Raw genomic sequence first — 25,557 nt, forward strand, 5'->3', positions numbered from 1 at the left:
TCTACTTGAATGTATTTTGCATCCAGAGCCAAGATTCCCTTAATACATGAAAAAAAAACAGACGGGGAACTTGCCCTTACTTTGTAATTAGTGTACCGGTCTTACCATTAAGTCCATCTTTTGCTGTTGCAAGTTTTGTGATAAGAACACATCTGGTATTAGAATCGCCAATAAAGTCGATTGCAGCTTCTATTTTGGGAAGCATGGTTCCAGCCCCAAATTGTCCTTCGGCGATATATTCTCTTGCCTGTTCCACAGTAAGTGTATCAATAGGTTTTTGTGTTTCTTTCTGATAGTCTAAATATACTTTTTCCACTGTGGTCATGATAATCATCATATCAGCATCAATCAGCTGTGCAAGTTTAGCAGCAGCAGTATCTTTTTCAATGACCGCACTGGCACCTTTTAAGTTATTTTCTTGTTCTAATACAGGGATACCACCACCGCCGCAGGCAATTACGATTTGGTCTGCATCTAGTAATGCTTTTATAGAATCGATTTCAATAATGTCTGTTGGTTTTGGAGATGCTACAATACGACGGTAACCTTCCGCTTCTTCAATTACATAATTTCCTTTTTGCTCTTCTCGTTCTGCTTCTTCTTTGGACATGTGACGTCCAATAATCTTAGAAGGGTTATAAAAAGCATCATCATACGGATCAACACTTACTTGAGTCAGAATGGTAGATACAGGCTTAAAAATTCCACGGTTTAATAATTCTGTTCGGATTGCATTCTGTAAATCGTATCCGATATAACCCTGGCTCATTGCAGAGCATACGGACATAGGGGTTGCAGTATAATTTGGGTAAAGGCGGTAAAATTCTGCCATAGCCATATGAATCATTCCAACTTGAGGTCCATTACTATGCGTAATCACAATTTGATAATCATCTTGAATCATGTCTGCTATTGCATTTGCAGTTTTTTTAGTAGCTATTTTCTGCTCAGGGAGGGTAGTTCCTAATGCATCATGTCCAAGAGCAATAACAATTTTCTTTTTTGCCATATAAATACCTCATTTCGTTTGTTTTATAAGAATGCAAAACAAAATTTTGTGATGCAAATATTTTTTCTATGGATAGTATCATAACATATTTAATAAACTGAAACAATTAAAATTTCGTATCCTGAGTCGTTTCACCAATATAGAAATAGAAGTCTGAAACTTTTTTATAATTTTTTGATTGCACCATAAATAATAATGTGGTAGTTTAAAGTTAGCACTTTTAACCAAAAAAATAAATAGAAAATGGAGGTAGTAGAATATGAATATAGTACAAGTCAAAGATGGAATATATGCAGTAGGAGCAGTGGATTGGAATGTAAGAAGCTTTCATGGGTATTCCACAAATAGAGGAAGTTCGTATAATGCTTATTTAATTATGGATGAAAAAATTACTTTATTAGATACAGTGAAAGAACCATTTTCACAAGAGCTGATAGATCGTATATCCGAAATTGTGGATCCTGCAAAGATTGATTATCTGGTATCCAATCATGTAGAAATGGATCATTCAGGCGGAATTCCGGAATTAATGAAAGTAGCTGAGAATGCAACGATTATAACTTCATCCCCTAGCGGATTAAAAGGTTTGCAAGCTCATTACGGAAAAAATTACAAGTATCAGGAAGTGAAGGCAGGAGATGAATTGTCAATTGGAAAAAGGACATTGACTTTTGTATCAACACCGATGCTTCATTGGCCGGACAATATGGTTACGTATTGTAAAGAAGAAAAGATATTATTTTCGAATGATGCATTTGGTCAGCATTTAGCATCAAGTAAATATTTTGATGATGAAGTCGATTTTGAAGTAGTTTTGCAGGAAGCTATCAAATATTATGCTAATATCCTTATGTTATATGGAGCACAAACAAGAAAAGCACTAGAAATAGTGAAAGGACTGGATATCGATATGATAGCGCCTAGTCATGGGATTATTTATAGAAGCCATGTAGAAGATATTATTAAGGCATATGAATATTATAGTAATGAAATTCCGGATGAGAAAGCAATTGTAGTATATGATTCTATGTGGCATTCTACAGAAAAGATGGCAAAGGCTATTTTTGAAGGTTTTGCAAAGAAAGGAATACCAGCTAAGTTTTATGATTTAAAAGAAAATCATATATCAGATATCATGACAGAGATACTGAAGGCCAAATATATAGCGGTAGGTTCTCCTACTTTAAATAACAACATGTTACCAACCGTTAGTGCTTTTTTAACTTATATGAAAGGTCTTGCACCAAAGAATAAAAAGGCATTTGCATTCGGATCACATGGCTGGGGAGGACAAGGAAGCACATTAGTAAATGATGAATTGACAGCCTGCAAATTCGAAATTGTACTAGATCCAATTAAAATTGCATATGTTCCTACAAAAGAGCAGTTGGTGGAAATTGAAAATAAAATTGCACAGCTTTAAAAGTAGGAAGTGACAGTAGTTCGTGAGCAATATCGTAAATTGGATCACTAAATTTAATGGTATATTGAATGGTTTCATTTGGGGTCCGGTCATGCTTGTCTTTTTTCTGTTCGTTGGAATTATGTTTACTATAAGGACAGGGATATTTCAAATCACAAATGCAAAGATTTGGATAAATAATACAATATTAGCCTGTTTCAAAAAAAAAGATGTTAGAAAAAGTGAAGATAAGCATGCCATATCTCAGTTCCAGTCAGTTTGTACTGCTTTAGCAGCGACATTAGGAACTGGTAATATAGCCGGAGTTGCTACCGCCATAACGGCAGGCGGACCGGGAGCCGTTTTTTGGATGTGGGTTTCCGCATTTTTCGGGACTATGACAAATTATGCAGAAAATACGTTAGGAATTTTTTACAGATATAAAAACGAAAAAAACGATTGGATTGGCGGCGCCATGGTCTATATGGAAAGAGGCTTGCATTGTAAATGGCTTGCAGTGATTTTTTCATTATTTTGTGTGCTGGCTTCTTTTGGCATTGGGAATATGACGCAGGCGAATTCAATTGCAGAAGGATTAAAAGAAGTATTTCATGTACCACCGGTTATGACCGGTATAGTTCTAATGATAGGTGTTGCACTTGTTGTGATTGGAGGGATAAAACGAATTGCCGGTGTGACGGAAAAATTAGTGCCTTTCATGGCAGGAATTTATATGATAGGCGCATTCGCAGTAATCGTAATACGGTTCCAATATGTACCGGCTGCTTTTGCTTCTATATTTCGCGAAGCATTTAATTTCAAGGCAGCAGGAGGAGGTGCTCTGGGGTATGGCATTATGCTGGCTGTACGAAAAGGGATATCAAGAGGAGTTTTTTCCAATGAAGCCGGATTAGGTTCCTCAGTTATGGTGCATTCAGCTTCTAATGTAAAAGACCCAGTCATTCAAGGGATGTGGGGGATTTTTCAGGTATGTGTTGATACTTTGATTGTATGCACAATGACAGCATTGGTAATATTGACAGCTGGATTGTACGATAAGGATAAATATGCAGAGTATTATACAAGTATTAAAAATAATATTTCTCAAATTTCAAGTGAGGTTTTGTCCGAGTCGGAAGAAATTGTTTCGACACAGACAGGAGAAATGGCATTAAATAATGTTTTATTGATTACCCAAGGTGGGCTGAATAATCTGAAGGAGACCTGTAATATCAGCGAGATCGAGGGGCGTTATGTGTTATATAATGCAGAAGACTGTATAAACAAAATTATTTCACAAGGTCAAAATGCATTGAAGAAGAGAAAAGATTTGGCAAGGTATGCAAAAAGTGATAAATTTTTTGAATTACGCAATGATACTTTGAACTCAGTAGATAAAAATATTAAATTACTTGATAGTACGGCCTTAACAGGAAGATCATTTGACAGAATAATTCCATATGGTGCACAGTTTGTTTCTATCAGTGTTCTGCTATTTGCTTTTGCAACTTTAGTAGGTTGGTCCTATTATGGAGAAAGAGCTGTGGAGTATCTATTTGGGTTAAAAGCAGTTTTTACATATAAAATAGTTTTTGTTATTATTGTTTTTGTTGGCTGTACCATGTCACTTGAACTAGTTTGGAATATTGCAGATACATTAAATGGGTTTATGGCAGTTCCCAATTTAATTGCGATTACATTATTATCCGGTAAAGTAATAACGCTTACAAAAGAATATATAGCTAGAAATAAATAAGATAGAAGTCTGGATCACTTATTCATGGAAATAAGATCCAGGCTTTTTTTGAGGTCTATTTAAAATAGTATAAAAAACCAAATTCTATTCTATCACAATGTTAAAAGTTTGTCTAACTTAGATATACAGCAATTACATGTTCTGGTAATGAAATCCAATATATAAAAATGACATTTTTTTTTACTTAAAATGGTAAAGTTTTGGGATTATAAATGCAATTTTATCATAAAAAAAGAGAAACTTGGTAGAAAAGTTACAAAATAATATAAATACATAAGAAAAGTTTGTGAAATATGCATGATTGTGAATGACTTCACATTCATGTTACAATACAATCCAGGGAAAACGTTACTATTTATATCGCAAGAACAGCTAAAATTATGAACTTAAAAAATTAAGATAAAAGGAGAATATGAATGCTAAATCAATCAGAAACAAAGACAATTGATGAAATTTTGAAGAATTATAATTATAAAGATTCATCAATTATCGCTATTATGCAGGACGTACAGAAAATATATCGTTACCTTCCGGAAGATGTATTGTGCTATATTGCGAAAGAACTTAAGATTAGTGAAGCAAAAATTTATGGGGTAGCAACTTTTTACGAGAATTTCTCACTGGAACCAAAGGGGAAATATGTTATTAAAATTTGTGATGGGACTGCTTGTCATGTTAGAAAATCGATTCCTATATTGGAAGAATTCAGAAAATTGTTAGGTCTGTCAGAGACGAAACATACCACCGACGATATGATGTTTACGGTAGAGACCGTATCATGTCTGGGAGCATGCGGATTGGCACCAGTCTGTACAGTTAATGATGTGGTTCATTCAACCATGACTCCTGAAAAAGTTAGACAAGTAGTTGCGAAAATCAAGGAGGAAGAAGCGAATGAATAATAGAATTAATACGAGAGAAGATTTAACAAGAGCTCGTGCAGAATATCAAAAATCACTTGCTCTTCAGCATAAAAAAATTCTTATTTGTGGGGGAACAGGCTGTGTTGCAGGCGGTTCTTTAGATATTTATGACAGAATGAAAGTATTAATGGAAGAAAAGGGAATCAAGGTCGATGTTATTTTACAACAGGAAACCCATGAAGAAAGTGTTGGCATAAAGAAGAGTGGCTGCCATGGTTTTTGTGAAATGGGACCTTTATTAAGAATAGAGCCTTCAGGATTGTTGTATTTAAAGGTAAAAGTAGATGATTGTGAGGAAATCATTGAAAAAAGTATCTTAAACGATGATGTTGTAGAACGTTTGGTATATCATGACAAAGAAAATAAAGTTTTTGAAAAACAGGATGAGATTCCATTCTATAAACAACAGACCCGTGTAGCATTAGAACGTTGTGGACAAATAAATGCAGAATCAATTCGTGAGTATATTGCCATCGGTGGATATGCAGCTGTTGAAAAAGCATTATTTGAAATGACACAAGAAGAAATTATCGATGAAGTGACAAAAGCTTCTCTTCGCGGAAGAGGAGGCGGTGGATTCCCTACCGGAAGAAAATGGAGTCAAGTACAAAGACAAGATTCAGAAGTGAAATATGTTGTCTGTAATGGTGATGAAGGAGATCCAGGTGCATTTATGGACCGAAGCATGATGGAAGGAGATCCGCATTGTGTTATTGAAGGGATGATGATTGCAGGTATTGCAACAGGGGCGAACTATGGATACATATATGTACGTGCAGAATATCCTTTAGCTGTGGAAAGACTTGAAACAGCCATTGAACAGGCGAAAAGATATGGATTATTAGGAGAGAATATTCTTGGCTCTGATTTTAGCTTTGATTTACAAATCAGTCAGGGAGCGGGAGCATTTGTATGTGGAGAAGGAAGTGCATTGACGGCTTCTATTGAAGGTCATCGTGGAATGCCAAGAGTAAAACCGCCTAGAACCGTTGAAAAAGGTCTTTTTGAGAAACCAACGGTATTAAATAATGTTGAGACTTACTGTAATGTACCTCCGATCATTGTAAGAGGTTCAGAATGGTATAAAACTTATGGACCGGAAAACAACCATGGTACAAAAGCATTCGCTTTAACTGGAAATGTTCAAAATACAGGATTAATAGAAGTACCAATGGGAACTACATTAAAAGAAGTTATCTTTGATGTAGGAGGCGGTGTGAAAGACGGTGAATTCAAAGCAGTTCAAATTGGAGGACCAAGTGGTGGATGCCTTTGTGTAACACCGACAGAAGATCATCTGGAACTTCCATTAGACTTTGATTCTTTGAAAAAAGTTGGGGCTATGATTGGAAGCGGCGGTCTTGTTGTAATGAATGATAAGAACTGTATGGTTGAAGTTGCCAGATTCTTTATGAATTTTACTCAAAATGAATCCTGTGGAAAATGTGTACCATGTCGTGAAGGAACGAAGAGAATGTTAGAGCTTCTTACTGATATCGTTGAAGGAAGAGGTACATTAGAACATTTGCAAATATTAGAGGATTTGGGAAATACAATTTCAGAAACTGCATTATGTGGATTAGGAAAAACAGCAGCTTCTCCTGTATTAAGTACTTTAAAATATTTCCGTGATGAATATATCGCACATGTTGTGGATAAAAAATGTCCGGCAGGTCAATGTACCGCTATGCTGTCTTATGAAATTCAGTCTGATTTGTGTAAAGGCTGCAGTTTATGTGCTAAGAAATGTCCGGTCGAAGCGATCTCCGGAGAGATCAAGTCACCATTTAAAATTGATCAAACAAAATGTATCAAATGTGGTGCTTGTATGGAAAGCTGTAAATTCAGTGCGATTAAATTAGTTTAGGGAAAAAGATAAGTATAAAAGTAAAGGAGAAAAATAGATGTCTAAATATATGATGATAGATGGCATGAAAGTGCGTTTTAGTGATGAAAAAAACATTCTGACAGTAATCCGAAATGCAGGAATTGATTTGCCGACATTTTGTTATTATTCTGATTTGTCTACGTTCGGTGCATGTAGGATGTGTGTAGTGGAAGATCAGTGGGGAGGAATCATTGCGTCTTGTTCTACACCGCCAAAAGATAAAATGGAAGTGAAAACAAGTACACCTAAATTATATCATTACAGAAGAACAATTTTAGAGTTGTTGTTGGCTTCACATTGTAGAGATTGTACCGTTTGTGACAAGAATGGAAAGTGCAGCCTACAGGATTTGGCTTATCGTTTCGGGATTCGAGACATCAGATTTCCGAATTCTGCCTGTCAAGATCCGATTGATAATTCTTCCTACTCAATTGTCAGAGATCCATCCAAATGTATTCTTTGCGGGGATTGCGTAAGAGTGTGTAACGAGATTCAAAATGTAGGAGCGATTGATTTTGCACATCGTGGTTCCAATATGATCGTCAGCACTGCATTTGGAAAGAATATCGTAGATACGAATTGTGTGAATTGTGGCCAGTGTGCAGCGGTATGTCCTACCGGAGCGATTACAATCAAGAAGAATACCAGAGAGGTCTGGGAAGAAATTTTTGATCCTAAAAAACGTGTTGTAGTTCAAATCGCACCTGCAGTGCGTGTAGCTTTAGGAGAGGAATTTGGATATGCACCAGGAAAAAATCTAATTGGAAAAATTACAGCCGCATTAAGAAAAATCGGATTCGACGCCGTTTATGATACTTCTTTCACTGCAGATTTAACGATTATGGAAGAAGCGGCAGAATTGATTAAAAAAATAGAGAGTGGAAACAATGAATTTCCATTATTTACATCTTGTTGTCCGGGCTGGGTAAAATATGTAGAGAATCAACATCCAGAGTTGATGGAATATGTTTCTACTTGTAAGTCACCAATGCAAATGATGGGTGCAGTTTTAAGAGATTATTACGGATCAATTGATAAAGAGGATGGTAAAACAACAGTTTCTGTGGCAATCATGCCTTGTACAGCGAAGAAGGCAGAAGCAGCTAGAGAAGAATTTATGACAGAGGGCAGACCTGATGTAGATTATGTAATTACAACGCAGGAACTAGCAGATATGATTAAAGAAGCAGGTATTGTGTTCAATGAATTACATCCTGAGGGAGAAGATATGCCGTACTCCTTATATTCCGGAGCCGGAGTCATTTTTGGCGCAACAGGCGGAGTAATGGAAGCTGCTATTCGAAGAGTCGTAGAAGATAAAAGTCATCAAAGTTTAAAAGAAATTGAATATAGTGGTGTTAGAGGAATGAAAGGAATAAAAGAAAGTGAAGTTCCTTTTGGAAACAGCGTATTACGTGTAGCAGTTGTAAGTGGATTGCAAAATGCTGAAACATTAATTAAAAAGCTGCAAAATGGTGAAGTAAAATATGATTTCGTAGAAGTTATGGCTTGTCCGGGAGGATGTATTGCAGGTGCAGGTCAACCATTTTCACATTTGAAAGATAAGAAAAAACGTACAGAAGGCATTTATGATGTAGATGGTTCAGAACAAATCAAATGCTCAGATTGTAATCCGGCTGTTATTGATTTATATGATAATGTTATTAAAGATAGAGCACATGAAATGTTACATGTTCATTATCAAAAGTAAATAAGAATCGTATTTGGAATTAAAAGAAAAAGAAAAGGGTTGTCGCTTAAATTGTGCGGGCCCTTTTCTTGTTTTTTCTGCTTCTAAAGAAAGGCAGTACGATAAATAAAGGCAACGCCAAAGGCAGTACATAGACATAGCGCAAACTAAAAGCAACCGGAGTCGCAACTAAAATAACGAGCCAAGTAATGAAAGAAGGAAGCAGACAAAGAATCTCTTTCGAACGTTTTAATGACCATAAGGAAAAAGCTGACCATAGCATAACAAAAGCCAAGGTACCTGAACCGATATAAATTTTAAAGTTTGCAAAGAAAGATTCCATTGGAATTCCGAAGAATTTTTCAAACAAATCAATTCGATGTATACCGACGCTATTTTCTGAAATATACGTATCGATATATCCATAGTCATTTTGGACGCCTATTTTCCAAAAACCGAACGTTTCCAAGCAATAACCTTTCACGTATTCTGAAAAATTTGGGATAAGCATAGAAGCCCAGGTCTTGAAAAACTCAGCCTTGTGTTCTTCCAAGTACTTTTGGTTAAAATTTGGATCCCATTTGAGAGTATCCACTAAGCATGGAGTATATTTCTCTTTGTAAGTTTCTTCTGGTAGAAGTTGAAAGAGAAATTCTTTTTGTTCCTCTGTCAACTTGCCGTTAAGAGCCACAACGCGCCCCATTTGCTGTAACGGAATACCATAAGCCTCTACGGATTCTTGCTGAATCCCTAATGAAGTATAAAGAGGACCTTGAATCCATAAGGTAAGAGCCAGTGATGCAAATGCAATTAAATAAAAACGCCATAATTTCTTTCGGTAGATGAAAATTAATAAAATAAGTGAAACAATGCAGACATAAATTCCATTATTTCGGAAAAAACTGATGATTAAAGTAATGACAGTATATAAAACCCATCCCTTTTTTGTAGCTAATAAAGCACCATTAGATTCTACGATATCGTAAAGAAGCAGACTCATAAGAAAAAGAGCAATCGAAAAAAGAGGATCTTTCCACATAATCACTGCATAAGCAGGAAAAATCGGAAAGAAAGCATAAAAACAGCCCGCCAAAATCAAAAACCACTTCGGTACTCCTTTTTTATAGAGCCATAATAAGCTGAAGCCAAGAGCAGATGCCATAATAATCGATTGCGTAATGCTATAAAGGAAGACTCCAAGATTTAAATGGTGAAAGTGCTGTCCGATGCTGATGAATATTTTTACAAATAGTGTATAAGCAACAGGATGATGGTTATTAAGTGGAGCGTAGCCCAAAGCCTGCCCGATAGAGAGCAGAGAATCACCTAAGACGGAACCTGGTGCCAAAGCTAGTAGATAGGGTGTCCATGCCAGGAATAAGAGCAAAGAACTGAATCCCCAAATTTTGAGCTGCTTTTTATAAGTAAGTGAAACCAGCTCTTGCGAATGTTTTGAATGATACCATTGCAAAATGAGAGTTAAAATTTGATATATGAAATAGATTATAATCCATATGAGTAATCCAAGGATGAAATCTGTAAAAGCAAAATCGTCAAAGTAGTTTTTCGTATAACTGTCTCCTACATTACCCGAAAAATGAATTTTGTTTCCCAAAATCATACAAAAACTAAATAGGAAAGAAAATAAAAATGCAGGAAGTTTAAAACATATTATATGAGGTTTCCAATTGTAAGTTAAATAATTTTTCATAGAATATACCACCTTATTTTTTGGTTTCAAAGTAGTTTTCTAACCAGGCGATAATTGGATAGAAAAAGAATAAAAGGACAGCCAATGAAAATATTAATTGTGTCCGATAGGTGAAGAAATGATGCACCTGTGAATGATTACCTAATACATAATACCAAATGAATGGATAAACGCCTACTATTAAAAGCGGAAGAATCTGCAACATTACTTTACGTGTTGCAGCATATTTTTTGCAAAGTACACAAAGGGCAATTCCTAACAATAGGAAAAGAACCAGAACATATTTTAGGGAAAAAGGCGGAATAATATTCTGCCAATTTGCCAAATATGTGAATTTCCGGTCTAAAGAGTAAGTCTCTGTTCCGTTAGTTCTGATAAAGATGGATTCTATGGCTTCTGTAAAAACATTCTTTTGTAAAATAAGTGAACCGAAAAGCCATTTTCCTATCCATGTAAAGCCATATCCCGCCGCCCAGGAAATACTAAGCTTTAAGATCGTGAAAAGCTTATTTTTAAGCTGAGTTTCCGATAACAAAAGTACAAAAAGTAAAGGAATACCTAAAGTTAATAATGGTGTAGTCAATAGATCAAAAAAGTTGGTAATAGAACCAAAAATATAGAATAGCAACAACTTTTTTAAATTAATTTTCTCATAGAAAATAAGGATAATATCTGTAAATATAAGAGTCAACAAAAATACAGATGAAAATTGGAGAGACGTATTCACTGTATTGGGATAAATACTTATCATTGACAAAATAAATGGTATCGTACCTGCCAGTTTAAAACGTTTATATAGCAGGATACAGGTAATGCCGAATAAAAGGTAAAAAACCATCATTAATAAATAGCGTATCTGAAGTATGTTGAAAAATACAAGTAATATCCTTGTAAGCGTATGATAGCCGTGCCAATATCTGGCATAGTTATCGATATCCATAGCATAGATCAGGGGATTGCTTTGTGTCTTTATCGCTTTCTGTAAAATAAGTTTATCTGTAAAATTATCGAATGAAACAGCATCAGAATGAAAGACATAAGAAGGATAATCTGTTTCTGAAGTTAAAATTTCAACAGATGAATCTACATTATTTTGAATCCAACGGTTAGGAAAACAAAATACGACAGTAAGTGAAATTATGTAGATCATGAATAGACTCAATGTAGTTATGATAAATAATTTTATTTGCTTCATTTTTTAAGAAAATCCTTTCCATATTTGTGTAAAATTCCCTAATATTGTAGCATAGCAGTTTTGTAAAAACCAGTAAAACGTTAAAAATAAAAAAAATGCAGAAAAAATGATTGCGAATTGAGAATATTGTGATAAACTATTAGGAGACAAAACGATAAAAATCTACAAAATACATGGAGGGACTATGGACGATATTGCAATTCTAATACCTTGTTATAATGAGAGTAAGACAATTGAAAAGGTAGTCAGGGATTACAAAAAGGCATTACCAGAAGCCACTATATATGTATATGATAATAATTCAGTAGACGGAACCGATCAGATAGCACGGAAAGCAGGTGCAATTGTTCGTTATGAATATCAACAAGGTAAAGGAAATGTAATACGAAGGATGTTTCGAGATATTGATGCCAGATGCTATATTATGACAGATGGTGATGATACATATCCAGCGGATAACGCAAGGGAAATGGCTGATAGAGTTTTAAATAAGAATGTTGATATGGTTGTGGGAGATAGATTGTCTTCTACTTATTTTAATGAAAACAAAAGGTTATTTCACAATTTTGGGAACAATTTAGTGAGAAAAAGTATAAATTATTTGTTTCGCAGCGATATTAAAGATATAATGACAGGATATCGTGCCTTTAGTTATTTATTTGTAAAAACTTTTCCGGTATTATCGAAAGGATTTGAGATAGAAACTGAAATGAGTATTCATGCAGTCGAAAAAAATATGTTTGTTGAAAGCGTTGTGATCAACTATCGTGACCGGCCGGAAGGCAGTGTTTCCAAACTGAATACGTATTCGGATGGGTTAAAGGTTCTAAGAACCATAATAAGACTATATAGAAGTTATAAACCAATGGGATTTTTCTCATTTTTAGGTAATGTTCTGGCATTATTGGCTGCCATTTTTGTAATACCTGTTATCATAACCTATGTAAAAACAGGATTGGTACCACACTTTCCGACACTTATTGTATGTGGTTTTGTGGCTTTAGCAGCAATTCATGCTTATTTTGCAGGTATTATTTTATCTACAATTAGTCAAAAGAACAGACAAGACTTTGAGCTTGAATTACAAAAAACGGGTTTTCGAATGAAACAGTTAGAAAAAGAAAAAAATATTTAATAATACAGAAGGAGAATTATATATGAAAAAAATTCGCAAAACAAAAATTATTTGTACTCTAGGACCATCAACAGAATCTGATCAGGTAATTAGAGATTTAATGCTTGCAGGTATGGACGTAGCACGTTTCAATTTTTCTCATGGAGATCATGAGGAACAAGGTGGACGTTTAGAAAGAATCAAACGTGTCCGTGAAGAATTGAAGCTTCCAGTTGCTACTCTTTTAGATACAAAAGGACCAGAAATTCGTTTGGGTAACTTTAAAAACGGAAAAGAAGAGTTAAAAGTAGGACAAACTTTTACATTAACGGTAAGAGATGTTGAAGGAACAAAAGATATCGTATCTATTAGTTATAAAGACTTAATAAAGGATGTATCTGTTGGCTCTTTAATTCTTATTGATGATGGATTGATTGGAATGGAAGTAACTGCTTTAACGGATACAGACATTATCTGTATGGTAAAAAATAGTGGTAAGGTATCGAATCATAAGGGAGTGAACGTACCTGGTGTAGAGCTTACCATGCCTTACATTAGTGAAAAAGATTATAATGATATTGTGTTTGCAATTGAACAGGGATACGATTATATCGCAGCTTCTTTTGTACGTAGTGCAGAAGATGTATTGGAAATCCGTAAAATATTTGATGAAATGCAGGCTGGTTATAATATTAAGATTATTTCTAAAATTGAAAACAGACAAGGTGTTAATAACATCGATGAAATTATACGTGTATCAGATGGTATTATGGTTGCCAGAGGAGATATGGGTGTTGAAATCCCATTAGAAGAAGTTCCTGCTATTCAAAAGAAGATCATCAAAAAAGTTTATAAAGCAGGAAAACAAGTAATAACTGCGACTCAGATGCTTGATTCTATGATGAAGAACCCACGTCCTACAAGAGCAGAAGCGACTGACGTTGCCAATGCAATTTATGATGGCACAAGTGCAATTATGTTATCCGGTGAAACAGCAGCCGGTCTTTATCCGGTTGAATCTGTGAAGACTATGGTGAAAATTGCACTTCATACAGAAGCAGACATAAATTATAGTGAGCGTTTTCATAAACATTCAGAACATTCCTGTTATGATGTAACAGATGCAATCTCACATGCGACATGCATGACTGCGATTGATTTAAAGGCTTCTGCAATTATTACGGTTACCAAATCAGGCAGTACCGCACGTATGGTATCAAAATTTAGACCATACTGTCCGATTGTTGCATGTTGTACAACAGAAGAAACAAGACGTCAATTAAATCTTTCCTGGGGTGTTACACCAATACGCATAGATGAAAAAGAGGATACACATGATTTATTTGATGCCGCTATGGCAGCAGCAGAAGATGCCGGATTGGTTCAAAAAGGTGAAGTTGTAATTTTGACAGCCGGAGTACCATTAGGCGTTTCCGGAACAACAAATCTAATGAAGGTTCAAGTGGTAGGAGATGTATTGATTTCTGCCAAAGGAGTAACCAAAAAAGTAGCTCGTGGAAGTGTTTGTGTTTGTAATGATATAGCTGATTTAGAAAAGAAATTCAAGAATGGTGATATTATTGTAGCTTCAGAAACAAACAATGAAATGTTGCAATATATTAAAAATGCATCTGCACTTGTTGTTGAACGAGATGGATTATCTTCTCATGCTGCAGTAGTTGGACTCAGCTTGGAGATTCCTGTAATTTTGGGTGCGAAACATGCAACACAAATATTGAAATCCGGTTCTGTTATTACAGTAGATGGCGAAAGAGGAATTGTACTTGGAAATTAAGGAATGAGATAGGAAGGACAGGCAGATGAGTATTAACGTAATTTTAAACCAAATGGGAGTGATTTTTCTATTGATTATGACAGGTTTTTTATTAAACCGTAAAGGAATAGTCAAGTTTGAGGAAAACAGATTACTCTCAACGTTAATTGTAAATGTGTTTAATCCTGCGTTAATTATATCTGGTGTTTTAGGAGATGAGAAAACCGCGACGTTTAAGGAAATGATGCAAGTAACGTTACTGGCCGTAATCATTTATATAATTCTTATAGTTCTAGGACTTTTTTATCCCAAGATAACGAAAATACCAAAGAAAGATCAAGTAATGAGTAATCTAATGATTTTATTTTCTAATATTGGGTTTATGGGAATTCCTGTACTTAGCGGTATCTATGGAAAAGAAGTGATTCTTCTGTATATTACAATATTCCTTATTCCTTTTAATATTCTGGTTTATACTTATGGAATATTTCTGTTAACAAAAGATTTAAAAAGCGGACGGGAAAAATTTCAGATCAAGAAGATTTTTAATATAGGTGTTCTTGCCTGTATTGCAGCAATTATTATTTTTGCCTTTGGAATAAGACTTCCTAAATTTGCAGTTTCGACAATTAATTATTTGGGAAGTGTTACGATTCCTTTGTCTATGATTACGATTGGTATCTCATTAGGTGCAACAAGGTTAAAAGAAGTTTTTTCAGATATACAATTATATAAGGTAGCTGTTCTGAAATTATTAATACTTCCGATTACTTTGGTATTTCTAATTAGACCTTTTGTTGATAATCCGGTCATTTTGGGTGTTACCGTAATTTTAGCCGGAATGCCTATTGGGAATATTTCTACGTTATTGGCGAATGAATATGACCTGGATAGTGATTTGCCTACAAGAGGAATTGTATTGACCACTTTGTTATCTTTAATTACATTGCCAATTGTATTTATGTTTCTGTAAATATATAACGTTCACATATACGATTAATTAAATCGTAATATGTGGACGTTTTTTAGTTGGTTTATTTGTAAGTGATTCGTGTATAAAAGTACAGTTGCGGCATAAGATAAAGAGAATTGATCTGGAGTGATTGCAAAACAGGTATGTGGAAAGAAGGAAATCTATGATACAAGATTCCATACTAAAAAAGCGGCAGGAATTGTTAGGAGAAATAAGAAAACCAGGAGAAGTCATAAACTTAGATTTTTCAAATGAGGTACATAACCAATATTTTCTTTCTCTTTATGGAGGATATGAAAACTTAAAAGAAAATTTTCCTTGTTTTTTTAAAGCTTATGAAGATACGAAAAGTTTGCATGAACAGGGATTAGGGTTGAATTATAAAACTTTGTTTCAAGAGGAAGAAAGAAGAAGGAATTTTGTAGATGGAATTGATATCAGCCAAGTCAGCTATTCTTTTGATGATAAGATGTTAAAAGTGGAAGGAATTACTTCATTAGTAGAAGATGCTGCTTTTATTGATGAGCATTTAGATATTAAAACTACAGCGGGACAACCGGTTGCAGGTAAATCTCAGTCTACTTCTAATTCATTTAAGACTATTATTACAATTGAAACAGATTTTAATCCGTCAGAATTTCATTCTACAGAAATTCAGGTAGATTATACGGTTGTCTGGATGGAAAAGCCCAAGGAAGAAGAGAAACCATTGTTAAAAGCCCAAGTTTATAGTAAAGATTCGGAAGTTATGGAATTAATTAATTTTGTAGACAAGGTAGAATTAATGTTTCCTAAAAGTGAGATAGGAAATAATCCGATTATAATCTGCTATAATCGAGAAGCGCTTGTTGGAGAGTCTGTGGACCGAAGCTATCCTGAAGCAATTTATAATGGGATTCAAAGGCTTTTATTGGATTTTCATGGAAAGGTAAAATTTTTGCCTAATACTGCTAAGTTTCAAAAAATTGACCCTACTACATTTCTATTGAAATTAGTTTCCAGAGGTATGGCACAGTACAGTACAGCTGGAAGAATAAATGAAATAGTTTCAAGATTTACGCCAAGTACCGATGGTTTTGATTTTAGTTTGAATTATGACTGGAAAGATGATGTACCGACTGCCAGGCTGCCCTTACAAGATATAGCACAAATACAGATGACCGTTGGTTTCTATTTGGTTGATGGAAAGAAGGGAGATATTATTATTAGTAGTACAGTGCCTGCAAGTATAGGTAATATCTGTAAAGCAATTCCTCTGAAGCTGCTTTGGGGTTGTCTTTCGAAAGATACAATCGTAACAATGGCAGACGGTAGTAACAAGCAGATAAATAGGATCCGAATTGGTGAAAAACTTACTACAGGAGTCGGTAGTGTTGGAGTGGTTACCAATATTTGGCGGGGAATCGAAGAAGAACCTCTACTGCGTATAGAAACGGAAAATGGAGGATTTATAAAGTGTACGGAACTACATCCGTTAATGACTCAAAAGGGTATAAAAACAGCCGGGAATCTAAATGGGGAGGATATGCTTATAGATTTTATGGGAGTACCAAACAAAATCACTGCAATATATCCTGTAAATGAAAAAGAGGTCATCAATTTAGATTTATCTATTGTTAATAACGAGAATGAAGAACAAGGAACTACAATGATTTGTAACGGATTTATTGTAGGAGATAATAGGATGCAAAATCATCATTTCCTTTGGCAGAAAGAAAAAATGATTGAAGGCAGGTGTTACGAGGAGGAAAGTGTGAGAAAGAATCAAATGTTTTATGAATGGGGGCTAAAGGGTGAGTAATATAAATAAGCATAGTTATTTTGCATTGGGTCTGAAAAATGGAGATTATGCCTATTCGCTACCTGTCGAAGGCTACTCTTTATGTGGTGGAGATCCTTTTTCGTTCAGTATCTCTTTTTATATGAGGCGTTATGATTTAAATATGTCATTCTTTAAACAGGAAGGAACCTTTGATATTGGGTATGAAGATGGACATATTTATTATAGAGCTGCCGGATTGGGAGAAATCGCAGCGGGTACAGATACCTTGGTAATCGCAGAGGATACTTGGAATGTACTTGATATTACTTATGATGGTGGAAAGATATCTTTTTATATGAATGGGGTATTGGGCTACGAGAAAGACATTATTTCGCCTTCTTACACGAATGAGAATTACTACAAAATAGGAGAAAATTTTGTTGGTTACATTAGGAGGGTAAAAGGGTATAATTTTTGTCTTACCAAGGCTGACATTGTAAATAATCAATATGATTGTAAAATTAGTACAGAAAAGATGGAATTCTGTTTTGATTTTACAGAGTATAGGGGAAGCGATAAAGGGAAAAATAATTTGACAATATTAGTAAGCGGCCTAAGTTCTATTAAGAATCTAATCAAAACATTAACTCTTGAAGGGAATGGTTTTGCATTACCCTCAAATAGCCATAAGGTAAATCCAGGTGGATTCGCAAGCAATCAGTTTACGATTTTAACAAAGGTATTTTTGACCAAAGGGATGGATGAAGAAACTGTTATTGTAACGAATGGAGAAATGGGAACAGAAAGTGCACTTACCTTAGGTGTCAAATATTTAAAACAATATGATAAATATTTTTTATTTGTAAAATGGGGAACTGAATCTCTGATATCTTCAACCAATATATGTGATTATAGCTGGATAGATGCTGCAGTGACCTATAAAGATAATCGATTAAAATTATATATTGATGGAACCAAGGATGTTGAAAAGAGCATTACAAATGTTCCACAACCTATGCAATGGGGAAATATTGTAATTGGGAATACTCTGATCAATGGCAGACCCAGAGCAGAGACGACATTGAATGGATATGTTGATTATGTCAGTATCTTTGAACAAGAACTGACGGGAGAAAAGTTAACGGCATATGTAGAAAATCCTCCGTTCATTTATGAAAATTATTTGGCAGCACTTTATGGTTTCTGGGAAGAGGAAGCATGTGATTACCTGACAGGAAGTTTTATTGCATTTTCTGATGATGCAAAGATGGATTTTATCGAGAACACAGTATTTAGTGAGAATATTGGAAATATAAACTATGATTATGGTATAAGTAGCAAACAATATACAGAGTTTCAAAAGTGGCAGGTGATGACAATTGTTAGCGCTGTTACTTCATACATTAAAGCAGAGGCTGGTTTGGAACCAACAGCAGGAATATTAGAAAATGGAGAACCAGCAGGGAAAATTATGGATCTTATGGTCAAAGAAGTTTTGCCGCAACCGGAAGTTCAGGATCTATTAGCTTCTTATAATACGCTAACTGAAACACAGGTAAGAAATATGATGAAGGTCCTTTACGATAAAGGCTCATTAAATCAATTGCTATTTTCCTTTTATGGAAAAACAAGTGGGTTTCAGGTATTGGTCGTGCCTGCAATTACAGGAGTCTTTGTGAAGGAAGAGGTTGCTTTTTATATTGCCGGGGGAGTGCTGATCGCTTTAGTTACTGTTGTAGTAGTGAAAACGAAGACAAAGGAGCCGCCAGCTCCAACACCGCCATATGATCCTGAAATTAAATATCGTTTTGTTTCTATTAAATCGATTACATTTAACCATGCTCCTGATGATCACAGCATAAGTGGAGTGAATATCCGGAAAAATGCACAAGAGACAATTCCAATACCTGAATGGGTAGATGTTGTAAACAGCAGTATGAAAGATCCATCTCTTGCTGCCTATATAAAATCAGCGGTAACAAATATATCCATATTTGTGAAGCTTTACTATGAAACGAATTATACGGATGTAGTGAATGGAATTATCAGTGCCAATTGTTCTTCTGATGGGATTTTGGGAAATATAGTAGGAATAAATGTGAATTTCCAGGAAACAGGAGAGTATGATGTTGAAATACCATTATCGAATCAGTCTATAAATGGCAGGTCACTAGGCAGGTATCTGGATCAATTAAATTGGAAATGTAGTTTAACAGGATTTATCGGTGCAAGCTATCACAAAATTTATTCTATAGATCAAGTTCCTATTGAACCATGGAGCATTGAATCCGCATATCCTGAAAAATTTCCGACAATAGGAGCATTGGAGATTTTTTCAGATACTATGTTGTTTACAGAGAATTTTTATGAAGGTGTAGGAGAGACTTTAGAAACGATTGCAACAAGGACCATGCAGATGCTATTTCATTCTGGAAAGTTTAGCTATCCTGAGGATTGTGAGCCTAAATATTCTGAAATTAATGATGAATCTGATCTGCCTGTCTTTGATAGTGAACGCTTTGAGGCAGCTTATCAGGCAGAGCCGGGACTGTTAGTAAATTGTCTGGATTGTAGTTTAATTATAGCCAATAATTGTCATTTGAATGGACATCAGATGAAAATTATGAGTATACATTCCCTAATGCCATTCATTAAAGCAGGGGAGGAAGGATTTCCACCACCAATGTATTTCAGAGAGATTAAAGTGATTGGAAAAGACGCATTTGAACCTCTTGAGGATATTGATCTTCATTATTTAGCAGTGACAGGAGATGGAACATTAACAACAACTCATATTTTCGATGGTAGTTTAATCGCACGGTATATCGACGGTAGAGATTTAGAAGCAGCTAATTTGATTTTTTCAGATACCAATACCGAGACTGTTGGAGCCAGAAATGATAATTTTTACCGAGAAGCCTTTTTTATTGAAGGATCCAGTTGTATGAGGGATATTCTGTATGAGCATTGGGTTAGAGGACCTGCAGCAAGAGAGGAAACCAAAAAGAAAATTACATTACTTGCTACCGGATTTTTTCCTTATGATAACAGGACATTAGGTATAAATATCGCTGGCAGAGAAAATTTTGAAAAGGCAATTACAGATGCTATCATTTGTCCTCCGGGGCAGGCTAGATGCCATTCAGTTAGTTATAGTACCCTTTGTGAAGGTATTTGTTCACCAATTAATGCTTGCTTAGCAGGGACAAAAACGGATATTGAGTTACAGAGATATTTAGAGGGAATGAAAGATGCGACTTATATTAATGGAAATCCAGGAGGAGTTTTTGCAAGATATTATAATGGAGCTATAACTTTTATTGGCGAAATCTTAAATGAAATACGTGGTGGAAGAGATATCAATAAAATATGTTCAAGTGCAAATGAATTGTTAAAGAATTTAAATAATTCACGTGATAATTTAAGATTAGGAGATTCTAATTGGAATAGTTCCATCCAAGCGGCTTTTGACCCTGTTTATTGGATTTATGTGAATAAAGTCGGCATGGTAGAAAGTGATCATGCAGGTCTTAATTATACACCGCCGTATAATTTTCCGGTAGGTTTACCGGCAGCGCGAACTGATGGTTTTTATCTCACAGATTTAACAGATGGAAGACGTATGGACATTATTAAAAGTAGAACCAAGGGAGATGGCTCTTTTTGCGTATATAAGGCAAAAGTGCGTGGATCCGTTCAAAGGTTTCTTTTTAGTTCATCAAATCAATATCCATTAATGCAATACTGTGAGACGGGGAAAAAGGCATATTATTTGTATAACAATACCTGGAACTTAATATAAATTATAAACTTAAAGGAGTGCCTATTTTGGGCACTCCTTTTTGCAGGATTTATTGCACAAATAATCTTGCGAGATGAGTCATGCTTCAATTGTCGGATTATTTGTCTGTATAGATTGAATTTCTATGGTAAAACTAATTTTAGTTATTAAGGAGGGAAATCATGAAAGCAATTGTTTATGAAGGTTTCAAAAAAGTAAAAGTAAAAAAGGTAGATGACCCAAACATTAAAAAGAGTGATGATATTGTTGTAAGAGTAACTTCTACAGCAATCTGTGGTTCCGACCTTCATATTGTGCATGGTATGGTTCCGAATATGCCTCATGGATTTGTCATAGGACATGAAACAATGGGAATTGTAGAAGAAGTCGGTAAAGATGTTCAAAAAGTAAAAAAGGGAGATAGAGTGATTGTACCATTTCCAGTATCATGTGGTCATTGTTGGTTTTGTGAGCACGGATATTTTAGTCAATGTGATAATTCCAATCCAAAAGGAGAAATTGGCGGAATATTTGGATGTGGTAACACGTTCGGTGGATATGACGGTGGACAGGCTGAATATCTTAGAGTACCCTATGCAAATGTCGGACCGACATTGATACCGGAGGAGTTAGAAGATGAACAAGTTCTATTTTTAACGGATATATTACCGACTTCCTATTGGGCAGTGGAAAATGGAGGGGTTAAAAGTGGCGATACCGTGGTTGTATTAGGATGTGGGCCGGTTGGTCTTTTAGCAATAAAATGGGCTGCATTTATGGGAGCAGAACGAATTATTGCTGTAGATTATATTGACTATAGGCTTCAACATGCAAAAAAATTTTATGGAGTAGAAGTTGTGAATTTTGAACAATATGATAATGCCGGAGCCTATATAAAAGAGATTACGCAAGGTGGTGCAGACGTAGTAATTGATTGTGTGGGAATGGATGGAAAGATGACGAAAATTGAGTTATTAGAAACAGCGTTAAGAATGCAGGGAGGTTCCAAATCGGCGATAGAAATTGCTACTCAGGCAGTCCGAAAATGTGGAACGGTATCAATTGTTGGAGTTTATGGAGCCAGATATAATAATTTTCCTTTAGGAGATTTCTTTGCTAGAAATGTCACATTAAAACTGGGGCAATGTCCGGTGCAATCCTATGTAGATCCGATTTTAAAATTGATTAAAGATAATAAATTTGATGCTACTGATATCATTACACACAAGTTAGCTTTAGAAAAAGGAGAATATGCTTACCAAATATTTGATAAAAAACAAGACGATTGTATAAAAGTAGTATTAAAACCTTAAATAAAATGGGGAGATAAAATTTATGCCCCCCATTTTATTTGAAACTTGGTGGTTGTGGATAATCCTCCGAGAAGTTGTTTGTTCCAGATGATAGGGAGTCATCATCAGATTTTTGATAAACGATTGCGCCATCAATAATGGTATAAATAGTTTGTGTAAATACTTCCATGGGGCTTCCGTCAAAAATAGCAATGTCAGCATCTTTTCCTGCTTCAATGCTTCCTACCTTATCATCAGTACCACAAATTGAAGCTGCATTTATGGTAATCGCTTTTAGACCTTCTTCAATTCCTAACCCTTTTTTTGCGGCAAGTCCTGCGTAAATAGGGAGATATTGAATTAATGTAACAGGATGGTCAGAAGTAATTGCAACTTTAATTCCATGATTGGCTAAAACTCCGGCAGTCTTGAAATCGACATTTTGAGTTTCCAGTTTATTTCGGTAAGCGAGACCAGGACCAACAATAACAGGATATCCACTAGCTTTTATTTGTTCTGCAACAATGTGCCCCTCAGAACAATGGTCTAATGTTAATCTAAGATCAAACTCCTTAGCAATTCTTATTGCGGTTAATATATCATCGGTACGGTGGACATGCGCTTTTAGGGGGATTTGTTTATTTAGAACAGGTAGCCAGGATTCTAATTTGAAATCAGTTTCAAAAGTTTCGTTATTTTCCGTTGCAGTATCTTTACGTTTTTTGTATTGAGAAGCAAGAAAGAGCTCTTCTCTAAGCATAGAAGCAATCGACATACGTGTAGAGGGTGCTTTATTTAAATCTTTATACGAGTTTTTTGGGTTTTCTCCAAAGGAAATTTTCATTGCAGCAGGTTCAAGAAGAGTCATTTGATCGACAACTCTTCCATGAGTTTTCATAAACATAAATTGTCCACCAACCACATTTGTGCTCCCAGGACCAACCATTACGGAGGTAATACCGGCTTGTATTGCATTATGAAATGCCGGATCTAAAGGGTTCACACCATCAAGTGCTCTCAATTGTGGAGTAATAGGGCAGGTAATTTCATTACAATCATCACCTTCCATTCCTTTTTTTTCTTCGGTGATACCAATATGACAGTGAGCTTCTATAATTCCGGGCAACACCCATAAACCTTCGGCATCAATTACAACGTCATTTTTTTGAACAGAAACATTAAGTTTTTTTCCTACTTCCTTAATTTTTCCATTTTCAATTACTATACTTCCGGGCTCGAATGTTTTTCCAGTCATTGTTAATATTTTTCCATTTTTTATAAGTAACATTTTATTTCTCCAGTATTCGTATTTATTGTATCATTTATTAAAATCTAAATTTATTATCAACAAAACAATGTAAATTATTCTTATACTAAAACGGTTTTATTTTAAAATTATTATACATATAGTTACATAAAGCAACGTTTATGTGGGGATGATTATGTCTCAAAATAAAAATGCAAATCAACAATATATGGAAAAGCATATGAAAAAGTCAGCTTTGCTTGCCTTATTTATTTTAATGCTGATTGGTGGATTTTTGTATATACCAACAGCTACCGTTATGAATATAAAGTTGAGTTCAGGAAAAAAGAAGCTGCCTATTTATTGTGTGGAAACAAATGAAAAAAAAGTGGCATTATCTTTTGATGCAGCATGGGGAGCATGCTAAGTGTGCAAAATCTTTGTGGTAATTTAAAACGCTATATGTTAAAATAACTAAATCTTGAAGTAATGAAAAGGAGGAATAAATTATTTGGAGATGTTTGGATTAATTAGTTTGGCCATATTAGCGTTTTATTGGTCTTACCCAGATAAAATAAATAAAATGGAAAAACGAATAAAGAAAATGGAAAAGAAAAAAAACGGGAGAAATGAAATGTCTAAATTAATATCTGAGTTAAAAGGAAAAGTTTGTACCATAGCAATTGATACCGAATTATCAGAGGTTAAATGTGAAGTAGTAGATATAGATGATGAATGGTTAAAATGTTGTATTTTAGACAAAAAAGGTGAGAAACAAAAAGAAATGCTATATAGAATTGATTCCATACAGAAAGTGAGTATGGTAGATGAAAATAAAAAATAAATTTTCATAAATTTAACAATTTTAATACATCCTGTTAATATAATACTGTTATTCTCTTTCATAACTTAAAAGTATTTTGCTAGTTTGATTTATCAATGAAGGAGGTTATATGTATAAAAAACAGAGGAGTTCAAATCTGGAACTATTACGTATCATTTGTATATTAATCATAATATTGTCTCATTATTCTGTTCATGGTGACTTTAATATAAATGCTGCGTCAATACCATTCAATAAGTTTTTTATCCAATCATCAGGGCTTGGAGAAATTGGTGTTGACTGTTTTATTTTTATTAGTGGTTATTTCTTAGTCAATTCTACTTTTAATTTTAAAAAATTATTGAAACTTGAATTAGAAGTCTTATTGTATTCCATCGGGATAGCAATCATTTATTATGTAGTAAGTCATGGAAATATAGGAATGAAAGAAATGATTAAGGCTTGTTTACCGACGCTTAGTGGACAGTACTGGTTTATGTCTGCATACATATTATTGTATATGTTATCACCATTTATTAACTTATTAATAAAATCATTATCACAAAGAATGCATTTGCTATGTATTATGGTATTGTTTTCAATTTATATCTTAATACCTACCTTTACTATGTTCACAATTGCTGGGTCTAGCAATATTATGTTATTTATTACATTATATTTGATTGCTGCCTATATACGTTTATATCCAAATGCAACTAATTATTTTAATCATATGAAGTTAAATATCATAATGATCGTTCTTAGTTATATCATTATAATTTTACCTATAATAATATATAGTAAACTTGGGATTATCTCTTACAATTATTTTATGGGAGCTCATAGTTTGCCGTTGGTCGTGTGTTCACTATCATTATTTTTGGCATTTAAGAATATGAATATTTCTTATAACAGGATTATTAATTGGCTTGCTGGTTCCGTATTGGGTGTCTATTTAATTCATGATAATCCGATTGTTAGAAACTATATTTGGAAATATATATTTAGAAATAATACGTTTTTAAATTCCAAATTCCTTGTTTTTCATGCGATAGGGGCAATTATAATTATATTTGTTGTATGTATGGCTATAGATAAAATCCGTATCTCTTTGGTAGAGAGACCATTATGGAAAGCAATAAATCCCAAAATAGATAAATTGATGATAAAGGTGAGTAAATGTAAACTTATAGAAATGTTTACATAAAGCATAGAGCT

The 25,557-nt window shown here is 34.5% G+C and carries 18 protein-coding genes; 14 read left to right on the forward strand and 4 right to left on the reverse strand.

The features are described from left to right. Positions 1–76: 76 nt before the first annotated feature. The gene (arcC, locus tag DWV06_RS16630) at positions 77–1,009 is read right to left on the reverse strand and encodes a carbamate kinase (RefSeq protein WP_115483336.1); all 933 of its coding nucleotides are present in this window, start codon (positions 1,007–1,009) and stop codon (positions 77–79) included. Positions 1,010–1,268: 259 nt separating this feature from the next. Between arcC and DWV06_RS16635 the strand changes: the two genes are divergently transcribed. The 5 genes from DWV06_RS16635 to DWV06_RS16655 all read left to right on the forward strand — a co-directional run bounded on the left by DWV06_RS16635 (position 1,269) and on the right by DWV06_RS16655 (position 8,689). Continuing rightward, positions 1,269–2,432, forward strand: coding sequence for an FprA family A-type flavoprotein (locus tag DWV06_RS16635; RefSeq protein WP_115483337.1), 1,164 nt, complete (start codon positions 1,269–1,271; stop codon positions 2,430–2,432). A 22-nt stretch (positions 2,433–2,454) separates the two neighbouring features. Further along, the gene (locus DWV06_RS16640; protein WP_115483338.1) at positions 2,455–4,167 is read left to right on the forward strand and encodes an alanine/glycine:cation symporter family protein; all 1,713 of its coding nucleotides are present in this window, start codon (positions 2,455–2,457) and stop codon (positions 4,165–4,167) included. Positions 4,168–4,583: 416 nt separating this feature from the next. Beyond that, positions 4,584–5,069, forward strand: coding sequence for an NADH-quinone oxidoreductase subunit NuoE family protein (locus DWV06_RS16645; protein ID WP_115483339.1), 486 nt, complete (start codon positions 4,584–4,586; stop codon positions 5,067–5,069). Continuing rightward, positions 5,062–6,957, forward strand: coding sequence for an NADH-quinone oxidoreductase subunit NuoF (locus DWV06_RS16650; RefSeq protein ID WP_115483340.1), 1,896 nt, complete (start codon positions 5,062–5,064; stop codon positions 6,955–6,957). The genes DWV06_RS16645 and DWV06_RS16650 overlap by 8 nt, the downstream gene beginning before the upstream one ends. A gap of 37 nt (positions 6,958–6,994) precedes the next feature. Further along, positions 6,995–8,689: a 2Fe-2S iron-sulfur cluster binding domain-containing protein gene (locus DWV06_RS16655; protein WP_115483341.1), complete on the forward strand. Its 1,695-nt coding sequence runs from the start codon at positions 6,995–6,997 to the stop codon at positions 8,687–8,689. 46 nt (positions 8,690–8,735) lie between these two features. On the opposite strand, the gene DWV06_RS16660 is transcribed toward DWV06_RS16655, so the two are convergent. Both DWV06_RS16660 and DWV06_RS16665 read right to left on the reverse strand, forming a co-directional pair. Next, positions 8,736–10,379 carry a DUF6020 family protein gene (locus DWV06_RS16660; RefSeq protein WP_115483342.1) on the reverse strand — a complete coding sequence of 548 codons (1,644 nt, stop codon included), beginning with the start codon at positions 10,377–10,379 and terminating at the stop codon, positions 8,736–8,738. A gap of 13 nt (positions 10,380–10,392) precedes the next feature. Continuing rightward, entirely contained in the window at positions 10,393–11,574 is a 1,182-nt protein-coding gene (locus DWV06_RS16665) for a hypothetical protein (RefSeq protein WP_147289876.1), read from the reverse strand. Positions 11,575–11,758: 184 nt separating this feature from the next. Between DWV06_RS16665 and DWV06_RS16670 the strand changes: the two genes are divergently transcribed. From DWV06_RS16670 to DWV06_RS16695, 6 genes are all read left to right on the forward strand, one after another. Continuing rightward, complete coding sequence (locus tag DWV06_RS16670; RefSeq protein ID WP_115483344.1) at positions 11,759–12,709, forward strand: glycosyltransferase family 2 protein; 951 nt, start codon at positions 11,759–11,761, stop codon at positions 12,707–12,709. Positions 12,710–12,731: 22 nt separating this feature from the next. After that, positions 12,732–14,483: a pyruvate kinase gene (gene pyk, locus DWV06_RS16675; protein WP_115483345.1), complete on the forward strand. Its 1,752-nt coding sequence runs from the start codon at positions 12,732–12,734 to the stop codon at positions 14,481–14,483. A 25-nt stretch (positions 14,484–14,508) separates the two neighbouring features. Continuing rightward, on the forward strand, positions 14,509–15,435 hold the full coding sequence (locus DWV06_RS16680; protein WP_115483346.1) for an AEC family transporter: 927 nt from the start codon (positions 14,509–14,511) through the stop codon (positions 15,433–15,435). Positions 15,436–15,598: 163 nt separating this feature from the next. Beyond that, on the forward strand, positions 15,599–17,236 hold the full coding sequence (locus tag DWV06_RS16685; protein WP_115483347.1) for a Hint domain-containing protein: 1,638 nt from the start codon (positions 15,599–15,601) through the stop codon (positions 17,234–17,236). Beyond that, positions 17,229–20,999, forward strand: coding sequence for a LamG-like jellyroll fold domain-containing protein (locus DWV06_RS16690; RefSeq protein WP_115483348.1), 3,771 nt, complete (start codon positions 17,229–17,231; stop codon positions 20,997–20,999). The genes DWV06_RS16685 and DWV06_RS16690 overlap by 8 nt, the downstream gene beginning before the upstream one ends. A gap of 161 nt (positions 21,000–21,160) precedes the next feature. Beyond that, a complete protein-coding gene (locus DWV06_RS16695) occupies positions 21,161–22,291 on the forward strand; it encodes a zinc-dependent alcohol dehydrogenase (RefSeq protein WP_115483349.1) in 1,131 nt (376 codons plus the stop codon). Positions 22,292–22,325: 34 nt separating this feature from the next. Here DWV06_RS16695 and DWV06_RS16700 read toward each other — a convergent pair whose 3' ends face one another. Beyond that, a complete protein-coding gene (locus tag DWV06_RS16700) occupies positions 22,326–23,558 on the reverse strand; it encodes an amidohydrolase (protein ID WP_115483350.1) in 1,233 nt (410 codons plus the stop codon). 154 nt (positions 23,559–23,712) lie between these two features. On the opposite strand from DWV06_RS16700, the gene DWV06_RS16705 reads away from it, so the two are divergent. The 3 genes from DWV06_RS16705 (at position 23,713) to DWV06_RS16715 (ending at position 25,546) form a co-directional block, all read left to right on the forward strand. Beyond that, positions 23,713–23,943, forward strand: a complete 231-nt coding sequence (locus DWV06_RS16705; RefSeq protein ID WP_115483351.1) for a hypothetical protein — start codon at positions 23,713–23,715, stop codon at positions 23,941–23,943. Positions 23,944–24,027: 84 nt separating this feature from the next. After that, complete coding sequence (locus tag DWV06_RS16710) at positions 24,028–24,360, forward strand: hypothetical protein (protein WP_115483352.1); 333 nt, start codon at positions 24,028–24,030, stop codon at positions 24,358–24,360. 109 nt (positions 24,361–24,469) lie between these two features. After that, the gene (locus tag DWV06_RS16715; RefSeq protein WP_115483353.1) at positions 24,470–25,546 is read left to right on the forward strand and encodes an acyltransferase family protein; all 1,077 of its coding nucleotides are present in this window, start codon (positions 24,470–24,472) and stop codon (positions 25,544–25,546) included. The last annotated feature ends 11 nt before the right edge of the window (positions 25,547–25,557 follow it).

Origin of the sequence: Anaerosacchariphilus polymeriproducens, from assembly GCF_003363435.1 — a bacterium.
GTDB classification, from domain to species: Bacteria; Bacillota; Clostridia; order Lachnospirales; family Lachnospiraceae; genus Anaerosacchariphilus; species Anaerosacchariphilus polymeriproducens.

What these genes read in the sequence shown, in the direction of transcription:
- DWV06_RS16700 (WP_115483350.1), bottom strand. Translation starts at nt 23,558, where the DNA reads ATGTTACTTATAAAAAATGGAAAAATATTAACAATGACTGGAAAAACA.
- DWV06_RS16645 (WP_115483339.1), top strand. Translation starts at nt 4,584, where the DNA reads ATGCTAAATCAATCAGAAACAAAGACAATTGATGAAATTTTGAAGAAT.
- DWV06_RS16660 (WP_115483342.1), bottom strand. Translation starts at nt 10,379, where the DNA reads ATGAAAAATTATTTAACTTACAATTGGAAACCTCATATAATATGTTTT.
- DWV06_RS16635 (WP_115483337.1), top strand. Translation starts at nt 1,269, where the DNA reads ATGAATATAGTACAAGTCAAAGATGGAATATATGCAGTAGGAGCAGTG.
- DWV06_RS16685 (WP_115483347.1), top strand. Translation starts at nt 15,599, where the DNA reads ATGATACAAGATTCCATACTAAAAAAGCGGCAGGAATTGTTAGGAGAA.
- DWV06_RS16705 (WP_115483351.1), top strand. Translation starts at nt 23,713, where the DNA reads ATGTCTCAAAATAAAAATGCAAATCAACAATATATGGAAAAGCATATG.
- DWV06_RS16715 (WP_115483353.1), top strand. Translation starts at nt 24,470, where the DNA reads ATGTATAAAAAACAGAGGAGTTCAAATCTGGAACTATTACGTATCATT.
- DWV06_RS16655 (WP_115483341.1), top strand. Translation starts at nt 6,995, where the DNA reads ATGTCTAAATATATGATGATAGATGGCATGAAAGTGCGTTTTAGTGAT.
- DWV06_RS16650 (WP_115483340.1), top strand. Translation starts at nt 5,062, where the DNA reads ATGAATAATAGAATTAATACGAGAGAAGATTTAACAAGAGCTCGTGCA.
- DWV06_RS16695 (WP_115483349.1), top strand. Translation starts at nt 21,161, where the DNA reads ATGAAAGCAATTGTTTATGAAGGTTTCAAAAAAGTAAAAGTAAAAAAG.
- arcC (WP_115483336.1), bottom strand. Translation starts at nt 1,009, where the DNA reads ATGGCAAAAAAGAAAATTGTTATTGCTCTTGGACATGATGCATTAGGA.
- DWV06_RS16670 (WP_115483344.1), top strand. Translation starts at nt 11,759, where the DNA reads ATGGACGATATTGCAATTCTAATACCTTGTTATAATGAGAGTAAGACA.
- pyk (WP_115483345.1), top strand. Translation starts at nt 12,732, where the DNA reads ATGAAAAAAATTCGCAAAACAAAAATTATTTGTACTCTAGGACCATCA.
- DWV06_RS16665 (WP_147289876.1), bottom strand. Translation starts at nt 11,574, where the DNA reads ATGAAGCAAATAAAATTATTTATCATAACTACATTGAGTCTATTCATG.
- DWV06_RS16680 (WP_115483346.1), top strand. Translation starts at nt 14,509, where the DNA reads ATGAGTATTAACGTAATTTTAAACCAAATGGGAGTGATTTTTCTATTG.